Here is a 17,069-nt window from a genome sequence, read left to right as displayed (position 1 = left end):
ACTTAAATATCTATGGATAAATCATACTATTATTAATATAAAAAAGGAGAGTAAAATTAGTTTTTCGCATCTTTCTTCAAAAAAATTAAATTAGTTTATGTAATAAAAAAAAGAGTGATTGTTGGAATACTATTGAAAAACATCTATGTTATCAAAGCAATCAAAAAGGTTGATGAGCTGACGCTCACCAACCTTTTATTTGAGTTCACTTATGGTACGGTTCATTCCGATTGATCCGATATGCCCGATAAATCTGTTCACACAAGACGAGCTTCATCAATTGATGCGGGAACGTCATCTTCGAGAATGAGATCGTATCATCCGAGCGTTTCATGACGTCGTCCGATAACCCGAGCGAGCCGCCGATGACGAACGCGATTTTGCTCTTGCCGTACGTTGCGAGTTGATCGAGCTCACGGGCGAACTCTTCGCTCGTCCGTTGCTTGGCGTCGATGGCCAAAGCGATCACATGCGTGTCCGGACTGATTTTCGCCAAAATCCGCTCGCCTTCTTTTTGTTTTACTAGAATCATGTCCGCTTCACTCAAATGCTCGGGCGCTTTCTCGTCCGCGACCTCGATTTCCTGCACTTTCGCATAGGCCGACAAGCGTTTGGTGTACTCGGCAATCCCTAGTTTCAAATACTTCTCTTTTAGTTTGCCGACCGTGATAATTGAAATATTCATCCAATTCTTCCTTTTTCCACAGTTTTTTTGGAGTTATCCATAGGGTTATCCACAGAGTTATCCACAAATCCACATGTTGATAATCATTTTTTGCTTGACACAACATATGTTGCGTCGGCATCGCAGAACTCACATGTCACTTGTCCACTTGTGGATAGTTCTTCGAGCAACGGGTATTCCCCCGTCTCATCCACAATGATATCTAAAGCGATTTCAACATGTTCCTTGCATACTTTTTTTTCCACAATGTTTCCTCCTTAAAAAAGAAGCGTCGCCGCTCCTTTAGGTTGCTTCAGTTAATGTGGCCTCGGTCTTGCCTGCCTTGCCGCGTCGCGTATATTCAATCGTGACGTTATCGCCAACCGTGGCATCACGATACAGCGCGTCCCGCAAATCGACGTAACGTTTGATGTCGCGGTCGCCGATTTTGACGATGACGTCACCGACGCGGAGGCCCGCCTCTTCGGCCGGACTGCCGGGCGTGATTGCCTCGACGAACACCCCGTCTTCGTTGTCAAAACTAATCCCATACTCTTCCCGGACGTTACCCGGTACGGCGATGACTTCTTGAATCGTGACGCCGAGATGGGCCCGCGTCACTTTGCCATCACGCTCGAGCATATCGATGACCGGCAGCGCGACGTTGACGGGAATCGAGAAGCCGACCCCTTCGACGCTCGCCTCGGCGATTTTCATCGAGTTGATGCCGACGAGTTCGCCGCGGATGTTGATGAGTGCCCCGCCGGAGTTCCCCGGGTTGATGGCGGCGTCGGTCTGGATGACCTCGGCGTTATAATCCATGAGTCCGTCACTGTTCGTATCGACCGGCACGGTGCGTTCGACACCACTGACGATACCACGGGTGACCGAGTTTGAAAAGACGCCGAGCGGATTGCCGATCGCCATGACGGTCTCGCCTGCTTGAAGTACGGTCGAGTCACCGAGCGTGATCGGAGCGACATCGATATTGGCCGGCAGTTCGACCGATGCGACAGCTAAATCGTTGAGCGGGTCCTCGCCGAGAATCGTCGCCGAAGCGACTTGTCCATCAGAAAACGCGACGTTGATCTCATCCGCTTCTTCGATGACATGGAAGTTCGTGACGATATACGCCGTGTCGCCGTCGACCTTATAGATGACACCAGAGCCCGCTCCGGCCTCCCACTGCGAGTCCGAGGTGAACGCCCGCTGGATGTTCGTAATGCTGACGACGGACGTCTTAGCACCCGTCACAGCGCTCGTGATGTCGGATTCCGTGATGGTGACGGCTTGTTCCGTCCGAATCAGTTCATTTGTCACAAAACGAGAGGTTGGGGAATCCCAGAGCATCATCGCCAAAAAGAACAAAGCCGCTCCTAAGAATCCGCCAACCCCTCCGAGTAACAACGGTTTTAAGTTCATTCGCGGCTTATGGCGCACATGTTCTTCTTGTTTCGGGCGCCATTCGCTGCGAGATGGGTACGTCGGTTTTACATCGTTCATTGTATCTGCTTCGTGCTCTAAAGGTTCGACGTCTTGAGGTTCATACTCATGGTGTCTCTCTTCATTCACGACGCGTCCCCCCTTCAAGACAGTGTGTTATCTGTCTTTTCCCAAGTTCGCTTATAAAGAAACGAGCGAAGTGGGGGTCGATGGGTCGGTATCGCACAATTTGATGCGACCGAGGTCGACATCGCGCATCCCGAGTGTTTGGGACACGCTCATTTGAGCGAGTTCTTTCATATTGTTGTCTTTACTGAGGTGGGCCAAATAAATCCGTTTCGTCTGGTCTCCGATGACCTCGCTCATCGCGATGGCCGCGTCTTCGTTCGAGACGTGACCGTAGTCCCCAAGAATCCGTCGCTTGACGCTCCACGGGTACCGTCCCATTTGGAGCATCGAGACGTCATGGTTTGATTCGAAAATAAAATCATCGGCCCCACGGATGACGCCTTTCATTCGATCGGACACATAGCCCGTATCGGTGATGTGGGCGAGGCGTCTGCCGTCATGCGCGAACTGGTAGAACATCGGGTCGGCCGCGTCATGGCTGACATTGAACGACTCGATTTCGATATCCCCGAACTGTTTAATCTCCCCTACCTCGAAGTGAAACTTCAAGGCCGGGTCGACTTTTCCAATCAACGATTCCATCGCATCCCACGTCTTCGCGTTCGCATAAATCGGTAAGTTATATTTTCGAGCGAGAATCCCGACACCTTTAATATGGTCGGAGTGCTCATGCGTGACGAGCAGTGCATCGATCCCATCAAACGATCGTCCAATCTCAGTGATGCGTTGTTGCATCGCCTTCCCGGTCAATCCGGCATCGACGAGCAATTTCGCCCGTTCCGTCTCAATGTAGAGGGCGTTCCCGGTCGAACCGCTCGCAAGCACACTATAGCGTAAAGTCACTCGATCACTCCTTTCATTCTTCTGAATCAAATTCGACCCGTTCGACGGTCCCATCGATCGCATTGACGAAGTAGACGTCCTCGTCAATCGTGATCGACCAGAGCGGCGGCATGATGATCAAGCTGCCGGAACTGTCGAGCGGCAGGCTATAGAAGCCCGTATTGATGGCCCGCATCTCTTGGTTCGGCTGGAAGTACTTCCGGGCCGCGAGTTGCGAGATCGCCTCGCTCGCCGTCAAGACGAGATCGTCTTGCGACTTCGAGGACAAGTTCGTCAAATGACGTTGTTTATAGTCGGTCACTTCAAGCGCTTCGTTCAATTGAAGTAACAGGAGCGACGGACCGATGTACTGCTCGGTCTCCCCATCGATCTCGGGGTTCGAGAAGATCTTATTGTTCTCATACGTCTGCACGAAGGCGACTTGACGCGTCTCGGCGTCATAGCGCCAGTACGCATACTCGGAACCGAACGGGACATACTCGGAGACGAACGTCGACGCAGTCGTCCGTAAATCGTCTTGATCGAGCGGGACCGGCTGTTTGAGCTCGACTTCGAGTTGCATATTGTCGAGCGTCGTCGCCAGTTGGGCTTCCCGGTTCTTCGTGATCATCGAGGCCGACATCTGTTCCGACGACCCCGTCAAATAACCGATATCCCGACCCATCCGCGGCAACTTCGACGCATCGACGTTTCGTTGGTCCAAGATTTGCGCAATCGACGTATTGTCGTTCGTCACGACCTCTGTCGCCCACGTTTCCGTCAAAAGCTGGAACAACAGGTAGATGTTCAGCGCGAGGAAGGCGAAGAGAAGAATCGTTTTCGCTTTACTCCAATCCACGATACATCATCCTTTCTGTCCAGTCATCCGGTTGATCGAATGGGATCCATCTTCCGGCTTCCCGAACGAACCAGTTCGGGGAGAACGTGACGTAACGGCTCGTGTCTTCATTGTATTCAATCTCATAGCCGAGTCGAATCTCGGTCACGTTTTCAAATCGTCCGGCATTGACGAGCGTATCGACCACATCTTGTCCATCCGCGAGCTGTGTCGTCCCGACCGAGATCAAGCGATCGATTTCGAGATGGTGCCGAGTGATCGACCGGACTTGTGTCCCGTCGTTCTCGACACGCAGCGTCGATAAGTCGACGGCATCGTTGTTGATAAACGCCTCCCGTTGACTGAACACCGGGAAACCCTTCACGTGAAACCGGAACACGGTCGTTTCAAAACCTTTGTTGGCCGGAGTGATCGCATCAAACCGAAGCGACAAACCTTGGCTCTCCGACGTCTCATCGACCCAACCTCCGTGGAAGTTGACGAACTCGACGATCGTGTCGAGTCCGATGACCGACTCCTGTTCCGAACTGTTGCGTGATAAGTTTCGATAACGGCTCGCGTTCAGGTTCGCATCATATTCGGCGACGCTAATCCCGTTCGTTAGTGCGCCCACGGAGCTGGCCGGATCGACTTCCTGCACGTTCGGGTCGCCCGGGAAGAACGTATCGCGCATCCAATCGAGACGGGCCGAGATTTGAATCTGAGATACGTCGTAAGCGAACAGCTCGTTCATCTCCGGTCCGACAACGGGGATGTAGTTGACGCGTTCATCCGTGTACGTGACACGACGCATCGATCGGTCTGAGTCTTTCAAGAACAGACTGTTGACGTCCCCTTGGCCGACTTTCGACAAACGCCCTTCCCAAAGTGATTGGTCGCTCATGATCGTGCGGATGCGCCACGTGTCGTCCTCCATGAAGATGAGGGCCCGCTGTGGCACTTTCTCGGACAAGCTGTATGAGCCCGGAAGCATGTAGCTGAGTGTATCCGCATAATACGGCTCCGGTAAAATTAATTCGACGGCCTCATCGACACCCGCATACAAACTCGGGACGTTCTTGACGGCGAGCGGTTTAAATTCGCTCGCCTCGAACGACTCCCGGATGACACGCATAATCTGTTTCGGTGAGTTTTTCGTGGCGAAGACGGCGTTGTTCTCGTGGACGACCGTCTGGGCCGGTACGATGACTTGGCGCGGTTGTCGTTGCAGCGACTCATCCACCGTCGCGACTTGCGTCTCTGACTGGACCGACTGATACTTCGGATGGTAGTCCCAGAGGATGACCGTTTGGACGATGGACGTGACGATCAAGGTGAGCAAGACGAGCGATTTCACTAATTCTGGCTTCGCCAAGAAGCGTGGTCGTTCCATCAGTCATTCACCTCCACAATCGTATCGAATGGGATGGTGAAGTAAATCGTCGTCCCGCGTCCGAACTCACTCTCGGCCCAAATGTCGCCGCCATGGGCGGAAACGACTTCTTTGGCAATCGACAAACCAAGTCCGGTCCCGCCGATATTGCGGGCCCGAGCCTTATCGACCCGGTAGAACCGTTCAAAGATTTTCTTCAAATTCGATTTCGGAATGCCGACCCCTTCATCTTTAATACCGATGACGAGTCGCTTGGCACGGAGCATCGTCCGGAACGTGATCGTCCCGCCTTCTGGCGAGAACTTGATGGCGTTCGTGATGATGTTGTCGATGACCTGCGTCATCTTATCTTGATCGGCGTGGACGTATACCCGGCGTTTCATGAGCTTCCGGCGGAACTGGATCGTCTCGCCTTTCGTCATCTCATGCCGGTCGATGATGTCGTTGAAGAACTGGATAAAATCGAACTTCACTTTTTGCATCGTATACTCTTTGCTGTCCATCTTCGATAGCTGCAACAGATCGTTGACGAGGCGAATCATCCGCTCCGTCTCATTCTGGGTCGTCTCGAGGAAGCGCGGGGCGAGCTCCTCGTCCTTGTATGCGCCTTCCGCGAGCACTTCGAGGTAACTCCGCATCGTCGTGAGCGGCGTCCGCAACTCGTGGCTGACGTTCGCGACGAACTCACGGCGGTCTTGCTCGACTTGTTCTTGCTCGGTCACATCGTGCAGAACGACGATGAGACCGGTGATTGGTCCGCTATGCTTTTGAATCGGTGAGAAGTAGGCGCGGACGAGGAATAGTTCTTCGTCCGTACTGAGGTCGATCAGTTTTGGCGGCATCGTCCCGTCTTCCGGGATGACGATCTCGTCATCGAATTCGAGCAAGTTCTGTAGGTTCGCCCCCATCGCTTCTTCTTCAGCGAGCCCGATCATATCGCGGGCTTGGTCGTTCATCAAGATGACGCGCAACGAACGATCCGTCGCGACGACCCCGTCCGACATGTTCTCGAGGACGCTCGTCAAGCGGCGCCGTTCGGCTTCCGTCGTTGCGTTCGCCTCCATGAGTTCATCGGTCAATTCGTTGAAGGCGTAAGCAAGTTGCCCGACCTCGTCGTCGGAATAGACTTTAACTTTCCGCGAGAAATTCCCTTTTCGCATCTCGACGGCTTGACGACGCATATCCGCAATCGGTCGCGTGATCGTCCGTGACAGCAACACCCCAAGGATCGATGTGATGATGAGAGCGATGAGCGTCCCGGTCGCGAGAATCCTCGTCACTTGTTCCATTTGGTTATAGATGGACTGCATCGAGGCCTCGATATAGATCATACCGGTCGTCGTCCCATCGACCTCGGATTTGACCGGGACGGCGACGACACGCATGCGTTCGTTCGAGTCTTCATAGACGAGCGTCTCTTGCGCTCCGCTCGTCGCAAACGATTTTTGAATAAACGAGTTCGCCGTCCGTTGTCCGACGAGACTTTGGTTATTCGGATTCGACGTCGCCCGGACGACACTGTTCGTGTCGATAATCTGGACTTCGCGAATGTCATCAGCTAGCGTCGTGCTCTCCGTAAACTCAGACAGCAGTTGATCCAGTACCTGGTTCAACTGCTGGTCCGAAGTCGAGTCACCGCCGTTCGATGCGATCCCTTCACTGACGTTATAGCTCAGAAGGTTGGCGCGATCGACGAGCGACTGCGAGAAGTTGTTGATGTATTGTCGTTCGAGGGAGCGCACAAAGTACACTCCGATGACTTGCATCGCAACAAGAATGAGCAGCGCATAGATGACGACGAGCTTCCACTGGATAGATTTAAAGAAGTTCGTCCGTTTCATCGTTTAGTCTTCTTCTCCTGCTTTTAAATAGTAACCGACACCACGGCGCGTGATGATATACGTCGGCGTCGATGGGTTGTCTTCGACTTTCTCGCGCAAACGTCGGACCGTCACATCGACCGTACGGACATCGCCGAAGTAATCATAGCCCCATACCGTCTGGAGCAAATGCTCGCGCGTCATGACTTGCCCGATGTTTTGGGCAAGATAATGGATGAGCTCGAACTCACGGTGTGTCAGTTCGATTTTCTCTTCCCGTTTCGTGACCATGTATGAATCCGGATGAATCGTCAAGTCACCGATGACGATATCATTGGCGTTGGCACCTTTCGTTTCTGGGGCCGGGGCCGTTGCATGACGGCGCATGTTCGCCTTGACGCGGGCTAAGAGCTCGCGCGAGCTGAACGGCTTCGTGACGTAATCGTCAGCACCGAGCTCGAGTCCGAGCACTTTATCGATCTCAGAGTCTTTCGCCGTCAACATGATGATCGGCATATCGTACTTCTTCCGGACTTCACGGCATACTTCCATACCGTCTTTAAGCGGCAACATGATGTCGAGCAAAATCAAATCTGGTTTGACTTCTTCGACTTTCACGAGCGCTTCTTCCCCGTCATAGGCGACGTGGACTTGGTAACCTTCTTTTTCAAGCTTAAACTTCAATATATCTGCGATTGGTTGTTCGTCATCTACCACTAAAATCGTACGATCCATTCAGTGAGTCCTCCTCTTATCGTTAAACGTACATGTCTACATTGTAACTCTTTTTCTATAGGTTAGAAAGCGTGGTCCATTTCCGTGGAAATGAAAAGAGAGCCACGAGGGCTCTCTGTCTTATGCTTTGTAAATATCACGTAAGATGACCGTTTGCTCACGTGCCGGTCCGACCGAGAACGTCAACAATTCGATACCTGTCAACGCTTCGATGCGCTTGACATAGTTCTGCGCGTTCACCGGCAAGTCTTCGAACTTGCGAACGCCTGTGATGTCTTCTGTCCAGCCTGGGAGCTCTTCAAACACCGGTTTGCACTGTTCGAGCACGCGGAAGTTCGGCGGGTACTCGTCGAGGAGCTTGCCTTCGAACTCGTATGCCGTACAAATCTTGAGCGTCTCAAGACCTGTCAACACGTCGATTGAGTTGAGGCAAAGGTCTGTGATGCCGCTGACGCGGCGTGAGTGACGGACGACGACCGAGTCGAACCAACCGACGCGACGCGGACGTCCTGTCGTCGTACCGTACTCTTTTCCGACCTCACGGATCGTGTGACCGATCTTATCGTCAAGCTGGGTCGGGAACGGGCCGTCTCCGACACGTGACGTGTACGCCTTACAGACGCCGACGACGTGATGGATCTTCGATGGTCCGATTCCGGCACCGCTCGATACGCCGCCTGAAGCTGCGTTCGATGATGTGACGAACGGGTACGTTCCATGGTCGATGTCGAGCAAGACACCTTGTGCGCCTTCAAATAATACTTTCTGTTCTTCGTCGAGCGCGTTGTTCAACACGACCGATGTATCACATACGTACTTGGCGAACTGTTGGCCGTACGCGTAGTATTCTTCGAAGATGTCATCGAATTCGATCGCATCGACTTCATACATCTTCACGAACATGCGGTTTTTAATCGCGAGGACGGTCTTGAGCTTCTCGGCGAACACTTCTTTGTCGAGAAGGTCAGCGATGCGAATCCCGATACGCGCCGCTTTGTCCATGTAGCAAGGACCGATCCCTTTGAGCGTCGTCCCGACTTTGGAGTCGCCTTTCGCGTCCTCTTCGAGCTTGTCTTGCAACTGGTGGTACGGCAAGATGACGTGGGCCCGGTTCGAGATGCGGAGGTTATCCGTACTCACGCCACGCTCGTGCAAGTACGCGAGCTCCGTGACGAGCGATTTCGGATTGACGACCATCCCGTTCCCGATGACGCATGTTTTGTCCGAGTAGAAGATCCCCGATGGAATCAAGTGAAGTTTATACTTCGTATCGTTGAAGACGATCGTATGACCAGCGTTGTCTCCCCCTTGATAACGCGCGACGACCTCGGCCTGCTTCGATAAGAAGTCCGTGATTTTCCCTTTACCTTCATCGCCCCACTGCGTTCCCACTACGACTACTGATGACATAATGAATCCTCCTTGTAGATAAACGTTCTATTCAAACCATCCGTAAGTGTACACTTGCTTCTCGTGAAAGTCAACCTAATACCGAACGATATTTTTATGTTGTAACCTTTCGTTCGTTATTGACGCATCATTTCCCATCCAACGAATGAATTCTTCAAAAATTGAATACGTTTAGGTCCAAAGACCGACAAAAAAGGCGACGTCTCGTGACGTCGCCTTTGGCGTAATGACTCGTTCTACATCGGTGGCGCAAAAGCTTGCGTCTCCATGTTGACGAACTTGTTATATTCTTTTCGGAACGAGAGCTTGACCGTGCCGGTCGGACCATTACGCTGTTTGGCGATGATGATCTCGATCGTGTTGGCGTCTTCACTCTCTTTATCGTAATAGTCGTCCCGGTAGAGGAACGCGACGATATCGGCATCTTGCTCAATCGCCCCGGATTCCCGGATATCTGACATCATCGGCCGCTTGTCTTGACGGCTCTCAACACCACGTGAGAGCTGGGACAAGGCGATGACCGGCACTTGAAGCTCACGCGCGATCGCTTTGAGCGTACGCGAGATTTCCGAGACTTCTTGTTGCCGGTTCTCGCCCGGCTTGCCGTTCCCGACGATGAGCTGCAAGTAGTCAATCATAATCATGCCGAGGCCGTGCTCTTGTTTCAAGCGACGGCACTTGGCTCGGATCTCGTTGACCCGGAGACCCGGCGTATCATCGATATAGATACCGGCTTGTGACAGCGACGACATGGCGAGCGAGAGACGCCCCCAGTCCTCGGCCTCGAGCCGACCCGTCCGCAGACGCTGGGCATCGATATTGCCTTCCGCACAGAGCATCCGCATGACGAGCTGCTCGGCACCCATCTCCAAACTGAAGATGGCGACGTTCTCGCCGGTACGGACGGCCACGTTTTGCGAGATATTCAAGGCGAAGGCCGTCTTCCCGACGGAAGGACGGGCCGCGACGATAATGAGGTCGTTACGTTGAAACCCAGCCGTCATCTTATCGAGATCGCTGAACCCGGTCGCGATGCCGGTGATTTCGCCGCTCGATTGGTGCAGTTTTTCAATCGTCGAGTAGGCGTCCGATAAGACGGAACCGATCGGATGAAAGCTCGACTGCCCTTTTCGTTGCGAGACTTTCAAAATGTTCCGCTCAGCATCTGACAGGACGGCATCGACCTCGTCTTGGCGTTCATAGCCGTCCGAGACGATATTCGTCGCAGTCCGAATCAAGCGGCGGAGTGCCGCCTTTTGATCGACGACGTTCAAATAATACCCGATGTTCCCGATGGCTGGAACCGCCTCGGCGATTTCCGCCAAATAGTTCAATCCACCGATCTCATCGAGAATACCTTGGGCTTGAAGCTCCGAACTGAGCGTGACCAAATCGACGAGTTCGCCCCGGTCATTGATTTTCAGCATCGCCTCAAAGATTCGTTGATGGCTGACACGATAAAAGTCGTCCGGGTCGACCCGTTCCGAGGCCGTGATCAGCCGATCGGAATCGAGGATGACGGCCCCGAGGACAGCTTGTTCCGCTTCGACGCTATGTGGCGGGGTATTGACTTGAATCGCATCACTCATACGTGTCTACCTCACCTTCACGCTTCTTGAACATGAACGTTTAACATAGCCGTGACGTCGTGGTGCAACTTCACCGGCACTTTCGTGAACCCGAGCGCTTTGATTGGATGTTCGAGCTCGATTTTACGCTTGTCGATTTTGTAGCCCATCCCTTTCAACGCTTCACCGATTTGTTTGCTCGTGACCGATCCAAAGACGCGACCGCCCTCACCTGACTTCGTCTTGACGACGATCGTCTCTTTTTCAATCTTGTCCTTCAACTGCTGGGCTTGTTTCAATTCTGCTTCAGCCGCTTCTTCGGCGCGTCGCTCTTTCGCGGCGAACGCCTTCAAGTTGCCCGGTGTCGCTTCGACCGCCAAGTTCTTTTTGAAGAGTACGTTCTTCGCGTAAGCGTCCGCGACATCTTTGACGTCACCAGCTTTACCTTGACCTTTAACATCTACTTTTAAAATGACTTTCATTCAGAATCCTCTCCCTCTGTTTCATCTGTCATATAATGATCGATCGCTTCTTGTAATAACGTCTTCGCCTGTTCCGGGCTCACGTTCAATTGTGTCGCCGCATTCGTCAAATGACCGCCCCCATCCAGCATCTCCATGATGACTTGGACGTTGACATCACCGAGCGAACGGGCACTGATGCCAGTTCGGCCGTCGGGTAAGACGGCGATGACGAACGATGCTTTGACGCCCTCCATATTAAGGAGCTGGTCAGCGGATTGGGCGATCAACACTTGATGGTGCACTTCATCGTCCGAGGCGACGGCGATCGCCATGCCATCGGAATAGATGTCCGTGTTTTCGAGAATATGAGACTGTTCGATATACGAATCGAGGTCTTGCCGCATGAAGTGCTGGACGAGCACGGTGTCTGCCCCTTGAATCCGAAGGAAAGAAGCAGCATCGAACGTCCGCGACCCGGTCCGCAAGGTAAATCCTTTCGTGTCGACCACCATACCCGCAAGGAGCGACGTCGCTTCTAAAATCGATAGCTTGCGCGTACCGGCCTGATACTCGATCAACTCCGTTACGAGTTCGCACGTCGAGGATGCATACGGTTCCATATAGACGAGGACCGGATCTTCAATGAACTCTTCACCGCGGCGATGGTGGTCGATAACGACGACCCGTTCCGCGCGGTCTAGAATATCCCGCGAGATGACGAGCGACGGCCGGTGCGTATCGACGACGACGAGGAGCGTCTGTTCGTCGATGAGCGGTTGAGCCTCGAACTCGGTCAAAAAACGGCTATACAGCTCTTCGTCGTTTTCGACTTCATTGACGAGACGTTGGATCCCAACGCTCGTCTCGCCGGCCGGGATGACGACGTACGCCTCACGGCCGACAAATTCAGCTAGTTTCATGATGCCGATGGATGCTCCAAGCGAGTCCATATCCGGGTTTTTATGCCCCATGATCAGGACACGGCTCGACTCGCGAATCAAATCACGCATCGAGTTCGAGATGACGCGGGCGCGAACCCGAGTCCGTTTCTCGGTCGGGTTCGTCTTGCCGCCGAAAAAGCGGACTTTCCCGTTATGACGTTTGACGACGACTTGGTCCCCGCCGCGTCCGAGCCCTAAATCAAGGCTCGATTGCGACAAGTTCCCCAGTTCCGTCAGCGTCGTCTCCCCACAACCGATCCCGATGGAGAGTGTGAGCGGAATTTTATGCTCTTTCGTCGCCTCACGGACCTCATCGAGAATCGAGAAGCGATTGTTCTCGAGTTCGGAGAGCGTCCGTTCGTTCATCACGAGAAAGAAACGATCGGCTGCCGTTCGACGCATATAGATGTGGTATTTTTGAGCCCATTGGTTCAAGAGGACGGTCACGCGTCGATTGATTTCACTCCGGACCTGTTCATCCACAGCGGTTGACATCTCGTCATAGTTGTCTAAGTATAAGACGCCGATCACCGTCTGCGTTTCCGAGTATTTTTGTTCAATCTCTGCCTCATCCGTCATGTCGAACAAGTAAAGGGTCTGATACTCCTTATTGTAGAGGACCCGATAAACGCGGTCTCCCACTTCGATGGTCGCCTCGTCCTCTTCTTCCTCAATCAACTCGGTGAACGCCGAGTGAATCGAATCGATCGAGATCCCGAGTTCCATCTCGAGCTCAAAGATGAGTCGAGACTGTTCATTGAACCAGCTGATGCGACGAGTTTCGTCAAAGACGAGAATCCCAATCGGCATACCGGTGAGCGCTTCTTTCCCGACGTCTTCGATTCGATGCGACAAGGAGTGGACGTATTGTTCCCACGCCTTGCGTTCTCGTCGAATCGTCACTTGCTGATAGATGAAAAAAATCAGCGTGCCCACGAACAGGGTGATTGCCGCCACAATGCTGTAGAACGCCAATCCTAACGCGACAAGCAGTCCAATCACATATGGAACGGCGTGACGCGCGTACTGGTTCTTCACTGATGTTATTGCTTCACCACTGTGCATGTGTGCCTCCTAAAATGAGTGGTGTTCCACCCATGATATCTAAATGGTTTCTGCTCTATCATACCATATCCGTCCGTTTCACTTACACTCCTACATCGGCTCGGAAAACAAAAAACGACCTATCCCGAGGGATAAGCCGTGTGTCAAAAATTACTCTGCAACGTATGGAAGCAAAGCCATTTGACGTGAGCGCTTGATAGCGACAGTAAGTGGACGTTGGTATTTCGCTGAAGTACCAGTCACACGACGTGGAAGAATTTTACCACGCTCCGAAACGAAGCGTTTGAGCAATTCTACGTCTTTATAATCGATATGAGTGATGTTGTTCGACGTAAAGAAACATACTTTACGACGACGACGACCTCCTGGACGACGTGCCATGTGAAGACCTCCTTTTTAGTTTAGTTTCGAATCGACGCGATCAAAATGGTAGATCGTCATCCGATAAGTCGATTTTTCCGCCACCCGAGAACGGGTCAGCTTCAAAACCTTTGTTTGAGTTCGAGGACTGAGATGAAGTCGAAGAAGCGGCTGCGCCCCATCCTGATCCACTTGACTCACCACCACCGAAGACATCTCCAGCCGGTGCTGTATCACGTTGCGTTGAAGCACCGCGTGGTTCAAGGAAGCGTACGCTATCGGCTACGACTTCTGCCCGGTAACGACGTTGGCCATCTTGACCTTCGTAACTACTGATTTGAAGGCGACCGTCTACGCCGGCCATGCTGCCTTTTTTCAAATATTGTGCTACGTTCTCTGCTTGTTTGCGCCAAACGACACAATCAATAAAGTCCGCCTCGCGCTTCCCATCTTGTCCAGTGAATGGACGATCGCAAGCGAGAGTGAAGCGAGTTACGGCAATCCCGCTCTGCGTATAACGCATTTCTGGATCGCGTGTCAATCGACCAACTAACACAACTCGGTTAATCATCTCAAAGCTCCCCTTTCGCAATATGAAGCGTTAAGAATTAACGCTCGTCTTTAGTTGTCATTTGACGGACAACGTCATCAGAGATCTTCATGAGACGCTCTGTTTCTTGAATCGCTTTAGGCTCAGCAGTGATGTTGAGAAGAACGTAGTGTCCTTCGCGCATCTTGTTGATTTCGTAAGCGAGACGACGTTTACCCATGTCTGTTGTTTTATCAACAGTACCACCGTTTTCAGTGATGACGTTGTTGAAGCGTTCGATTAAAGCTTTCTTAGCTTCCTCATCAACTGATGGACGGATAATGTAAAGAAGTTCGTATTTACGCATTATCTTTCACCTCCTCTTGGACTAACGGCTCCTACCGGTTGTAGGAGCAAGGAGCAAACAATTGTTTTACTCACGTCATAATATATTATCAAACTTCTGTTCATTTTACAATACGTTTGCGGAAAATGGCTTAAACGTTGAAGCGGAACGTGACAACATCGCCGTCTTGGAAGACGTATTCTTTTCCTTCTGAGCGAAGTTTCCCTTGTTCTTTAACTGCCGTCATGTTGCCGGCAGCTGACAAGTCTTCATACGATACGACTTCGGCACGGATGAACCCACGTTCAAAGTCGGAGTGGATGACGCCCGCACATTGTGGAGCTTTCATGCCTTGCTTGAACGTCCAGGCGCGCACTTCTTTCTCACCAGCCGTGAAGTATGTGGCGAGACCGAGCGTCGAGTAGGCGGCACGAATCAATTGATCGAGCCCCGACTCTTCGATGCCGAGGTCTTGCAAGAACTCAAGGCGCTCTTCTGGCTCGAGTTCTGAGATTTCTTCCTCGATGCGAGCACAGATGACGATTACTTTCGCCTCTTCTGTCGCGGCGTGTTCACGAACTGCTTGGACGTAAGGATTTTGGTCCGCGTCAGCCACTTCGTCCTCACTCACGTTCGCGACGTAAAGCATCGGCTTCATCGTGAGCAACTGGAAATGTTTGACGATGGCGAGTTGATCTTCTGTCAATTCAGCAACACGAGCCGGGCGCTCCGATTCGAGGACTGCTTGAACGATTTCAAGTGCTTCGAGCTCTTGAGCTGCGCCTTTGTCTTTCGACTTGACCATTTTTTGAACGCGTGTGATGCGTTTCTCGACCAATTCAAGGTCGGCCAAAATCAATTCGAGGTTGATGGTCGTGATGTCATCGATCGGTGAGACTTTACCCGCGACGTGTGTGATGTTGTCATCTTCAAAGCAACGGACGACTTGGCAAATCGCGTCGACTTCACGGATGTTAGCCAGGAATTTGTTTCCGAGCCCTTCCCCTTTTGATGCACCTTTTACGATTCCGGCGATGTCTGTAAACTCAAATGCGGTCGGTACGGTCTTCTTCGGTTTGACGAGTTCCGTCAACCGGTCAAGACGCGCGTCCGGTACTTCGACGACCCCAACGTTCGGGTCGATCGTGGCGAACGGATAGTTGGCTGCCTCTACACCGGCTTGCGTGATGGCGTTAAATAATGTCGATTTCCCGACGTTCGGTAATCCGACGATTCCTGCTGTTAATCCCACTTGTATTTCCTCCTCATCCGGCTTTCCCGGGAAATGTTGATCCGTCTGTGGAGTGGGTACGTTCAGTACACCACACCGTCACATCCTTCACAATTATAGTTAGTCCTCGATTAAACCGCAACTCACGGTTGTAACATAGAGAAGAACGCCACTTATTCAGCGGCGTTCTCTTGTGGAAGCACTTTTTTCAATCGCTTATCAAAGTCGCGGCGCGGCATGAGTACACTCGCCCCGCAGCCTTGACACTTGATACGAATGTCCATCCCGACCCGAGTCACCTGCCAACGGTTCGTCTGACAGGCGTGTGGTTTCTTCATTTCTACAAAATCGTTCAACTCATACGATTTAGCCTGCATTTTCGGGCGCTCCTTTAGTCGATGTGGTTGGCGACATCATGACGGTCCGCGGATACGGGATCTCGATTCCGCGCTCATCAAGTCCGGTTTTCAACTCTTTATGCAAAATCCGTCCGGCCGCGAAGTGTTGCGTCGGTGGCACTTCGGCCATGAGACGATAGACGACTTCCGATGGTCCGAGCGACTGGACCCCGGCGAGCGTGATCGGCTCGATGAACAAGTCGTGATACTTCTCTTCGACCGTCTTCGCGATCTCTTTCAACGCCTTCTCGACTTTGCCCATGTCTTCTTCATAGGCGACACCGATATCGACGACCGCGACGCTGTTCTCGAGCGAGTAGTTCGTCACTTGCATAATCTGTCCGTTCGGGATGATCGTCACTTGCCCGTTCAATCCCTTCAACTTCGTCGTCCGAATCCCGACTTCGATGACGGTCCCGTCGACTTGTTGATTCAAATTGACGTAATCCCCGTTCTTGTATTGATTTTCAAAGATGATGAAGGCGCCCGTGATGACGTCTTTCACCAAGTTCTGCGCCCCGAACGAGATGGCGAGACCGGCGACCCCGGCCGATGCGATCAAACCAGCGATGTTGACGCCGAACTGGCCTAGCACCGTCAAAATCATAATCAAGCCAAGGACGTACCGAATCGTGTTTTGAGCCAGTTTTGACAGCGTCTCATTTTGGCGCTGGGCGACGATATTATCTTCTTTGATTTTGCGCAAGGCGAACACGCGCTGCACCATCGACGTCAAAATGCGTGACGCCACATAAAGCGCCAAGATGATGAGCGCGACACCTGTCAATTTAATGCCGAGCCCAATCCACATCTCCGTGTCTTGGAAATAAGCGACGAACCGATTGACGTTATCAATCGTCTCATCGGCCACTGTGCTCAAGTCTGTATCTGTATTTTGTGAAGCCATGTTGTC

At 52.2% G+C, this 17,069-nt stretch carries 18 protein-coding genes; all 18 read right to left on the bottom strand.

Going from position 1 to position 17,069, the window contains the following annotated elements:
* Nucleotides 1–205: 205 nt before the first annotated feature.
* Nucleotides 206–685, bottom strand: coding sequence for a 23S rRNA (pseudouridine(1915)-N(3))-methyltransferase RlmH (gene rlmH / locus KNP02_RS08340; RefSeq protein ID WP_029596433.1), 480 nt, complete (start codon nt 683–685; stop codon nt 206–208).
* Between the two features lie 83 nt (nt 686–768).
* Nucleotides 769–930 carry a CxxH/CxxC protein gene (locus KNP02_RS08335; protein ID WP_021067873.1) on the bottom strand — a complete coding sequence of 54 codons (162 nt, stop codon included), beginning with the start codon at nt 928–930 and terminating at the stop codon, nt 769–771.
* Nucleotides 931–967: 37 nt separating this feature from the next.
* Complete coding sequence (locus tag KNP02_RS08330; protein WP_214708203.1) at nt 968–2,236, bottom strand: S1C family serine protease; 1,269 nt, start codon at nt 2,234–2,236, stop codon at nt 968–970.
* 51 nt (nt 2,237–2,287) lie between these two features.
* A complete protein-coding gene (locus tag KNP02_RS08325) occupies nt 2,288–3,079 on the bottom strand; it encodes an MBL fold metallo-hydrolase (RefSeq protein ID WP_034780331.1) in 792 nt (263 codons plus the stop codon).
* A 13-nt stretch (nt 3,080–3,092) separates the two neighbouring features.
* A complete protein-coding gene (locus tag KNP02_RS08320; RefSeq protein ID WP_214708201.1) occupies nt 3,093–3,917 on the bottom strand; it encodes a two-component system regulatory protein YycI in 825 nt (274 codons plus the stop codon).
* Entirely contained in the window at nt 3,904–5,289 is a 1,386-nt protein-coding gene (gene yycH, locus KNP02_RS08315; protein WP_214708199.1) for a two-component system activity regulator YycH, read from the bottom strand. Before yycH ends, KNP02_RS08320 begins: the two co-directional genes overlap by 14 nt.
* On the bottom strand, nt 5,289–7,130 hold the full coding sequence (gene walK, locus KNP02_RS08310; RefSeq protein WP_214708197.1) for a cell wall metabolism sensor histidine kinase WalK: 1,842 nt from the start codon (nt 7,128–7,130) through the stop codon (nt 5,289–5,291). The genes yycH and walK overlap by 1 nt, the downstream gene beginning before the upstream one ends.
* Nucleotides 7,131–7,133: 3 nt before the next feature.
* Nucleotides 7,134–7,844 (bottom strand): response regulator YycF, encoded by a 711-nt coding sequence (gene yycF / locus KNP02_RS08305; RefSeq protein WP_034780323.1) that lies wholly within the window; start codon nt 7,842–7,844, stop codon nt 7,134–7,136.
* A 120-nt stretch (nt 7,845–7,964) separates the two neighbouring features.
* Nucleotides 7,965–9,254: an adenylosuccinate synthase gene (locus KNP02_RS08300; RefSeq protein WP_214708195.1), complete on the bottom strand. Its 1,290-nt coding sequence runs from the start codon at nt 9,252–9,254 to the stop codon at nt 7,965–7,967.
* A gap of 236 nt (nt 9,255–9,490) precedes the next feature.
* Nucleotides 9,491–10,843: a replicative DNA helicase gene (gene dnaB, locus KNP02_RS08295; protein ID WP_021067865.1), complete on the bottom strand. Its 1,353-nt coding sequence runs from the start codon at nt 10,841–10,843 to the stop codon at nt 9,491–9,493.
* A 17-nt stretch (nt 10,844–10,860) separates the two neighbouring features.
* A complete protein-coding gene (gene rplI, locus KNP02_RS08290) occupies nt 10,861–11,304 on the bottom strand; it encodes a 50S ribosomal protein L9 (RefSeq protein WP_214708193.1) in 444 nt (147 codons plus the stop codon).
* The gene (locus KNP02_RS08285) at nt 11,301–13,292 is read right to left on the bottom strand and encodes a DHH family phosphoesterase (RefSeq protein WP_214708191.1); all 1,992 of its coding nucleotides are present in this window, start codon (nt 13,290–13,292) and stop codon (nt 11,301–11,303) included. Before KNP02_RS08285 ends, rplI begins: the two co-directional genes overlap by 4 nt.
* A 150-nt stretch (nt 13,293–13,442) precedes the next feature.
* Nucleotides 13,443–13,673 carry a 30S ribosomal protein S18 gene (rpsR, locus tag KNP02_RS08280; RefSeq protein ID WP_015880232.1) on the bottom strand — a complete coding sequence of 77 codons (231 nt, stop codon included), beginning with the start codon at nt 13,671–13,673 and terminating at the stop codon, nt 13,443–13,445.
* 40 nt (nt 13,674–13,713) lie between these two features.
* On the bottom strand, nt 13,714–14,223 hold the full coding sequence (gene ssb, locus KNP02_RS08275) for a single-stranded DNA-binding protein (RefSeq protein ID WP_024371077.1): 510 nt from the start codon (nt 14,221–14,223) through the stop codon (nt 13,714–13,716).
* Between the two features lie 37 nt (nt 14,224–14,260).
* Complete coding sequence (gene rpsF / locus KNP02_RS08270) at nt 14,261–14,548, bottom strand: 30S ribosomal protein S6 (protein ID WP_021067861.1); 288 nt, start codon at nt 14,546–14,548, stop codon at nt 14,261–14,263.
* 130 nt (nt 14,549–14,678) lie between these two features.
* Nucleotides 14,679–15,779, bottom strand: coding sequence for a redox-regulated ATPase YchF (gene ychF, locus KNP02_RS08265; protein ID WP_034780315.1), 1,101 nt, complete (start codon nt 15,777–15,779; stop codon nt 14,679–14,681).
* Nucleotides 15,780–15,931: 152 nt separating this feature from the next.
* Nucleotides 15,932–16,135, bottom strand: coding sequence for a DUF951 domain-containing protein (locus KNP02_RS08260; RefSeq protein WP_034780313.1), 204 nt, complete (start codon nt 16,133–16,135; stop codon nt 15,932–15,934).
* On the bottom strand, nt 16,125–17,063 hold the full coding sequence (locus KNP02_RS08255) for a mechanosensitive ion channel family protein (protein ID WP_214708189.1): 939 nt from the start codon (nt 17,061–17,063) through the stop codon (nt 16,125–16,127). The genes KNP02_RS08260 and KNP02_RS08255 overlap by 11 nt, the downstream gene beginning before the upstream one ends.
* Nucleotides 17,064–17,069 lie beyond the last annotated feature (6 nt).

Source organism: Exiguobacterium sp. s40 (genome assembly GCF_018617905.1).
In the GTDB taxonomy this organism is placed as follows: Bacteria; Bacillota; Bacilli; order Exiguobacteriales; family Exiguobacteriaceae; genus Exiguobacterium; species Exiguobacterium mexicanum_A.
This window is presented reverse-complemented; position numbering and strand designations above follow the sequence as displayed.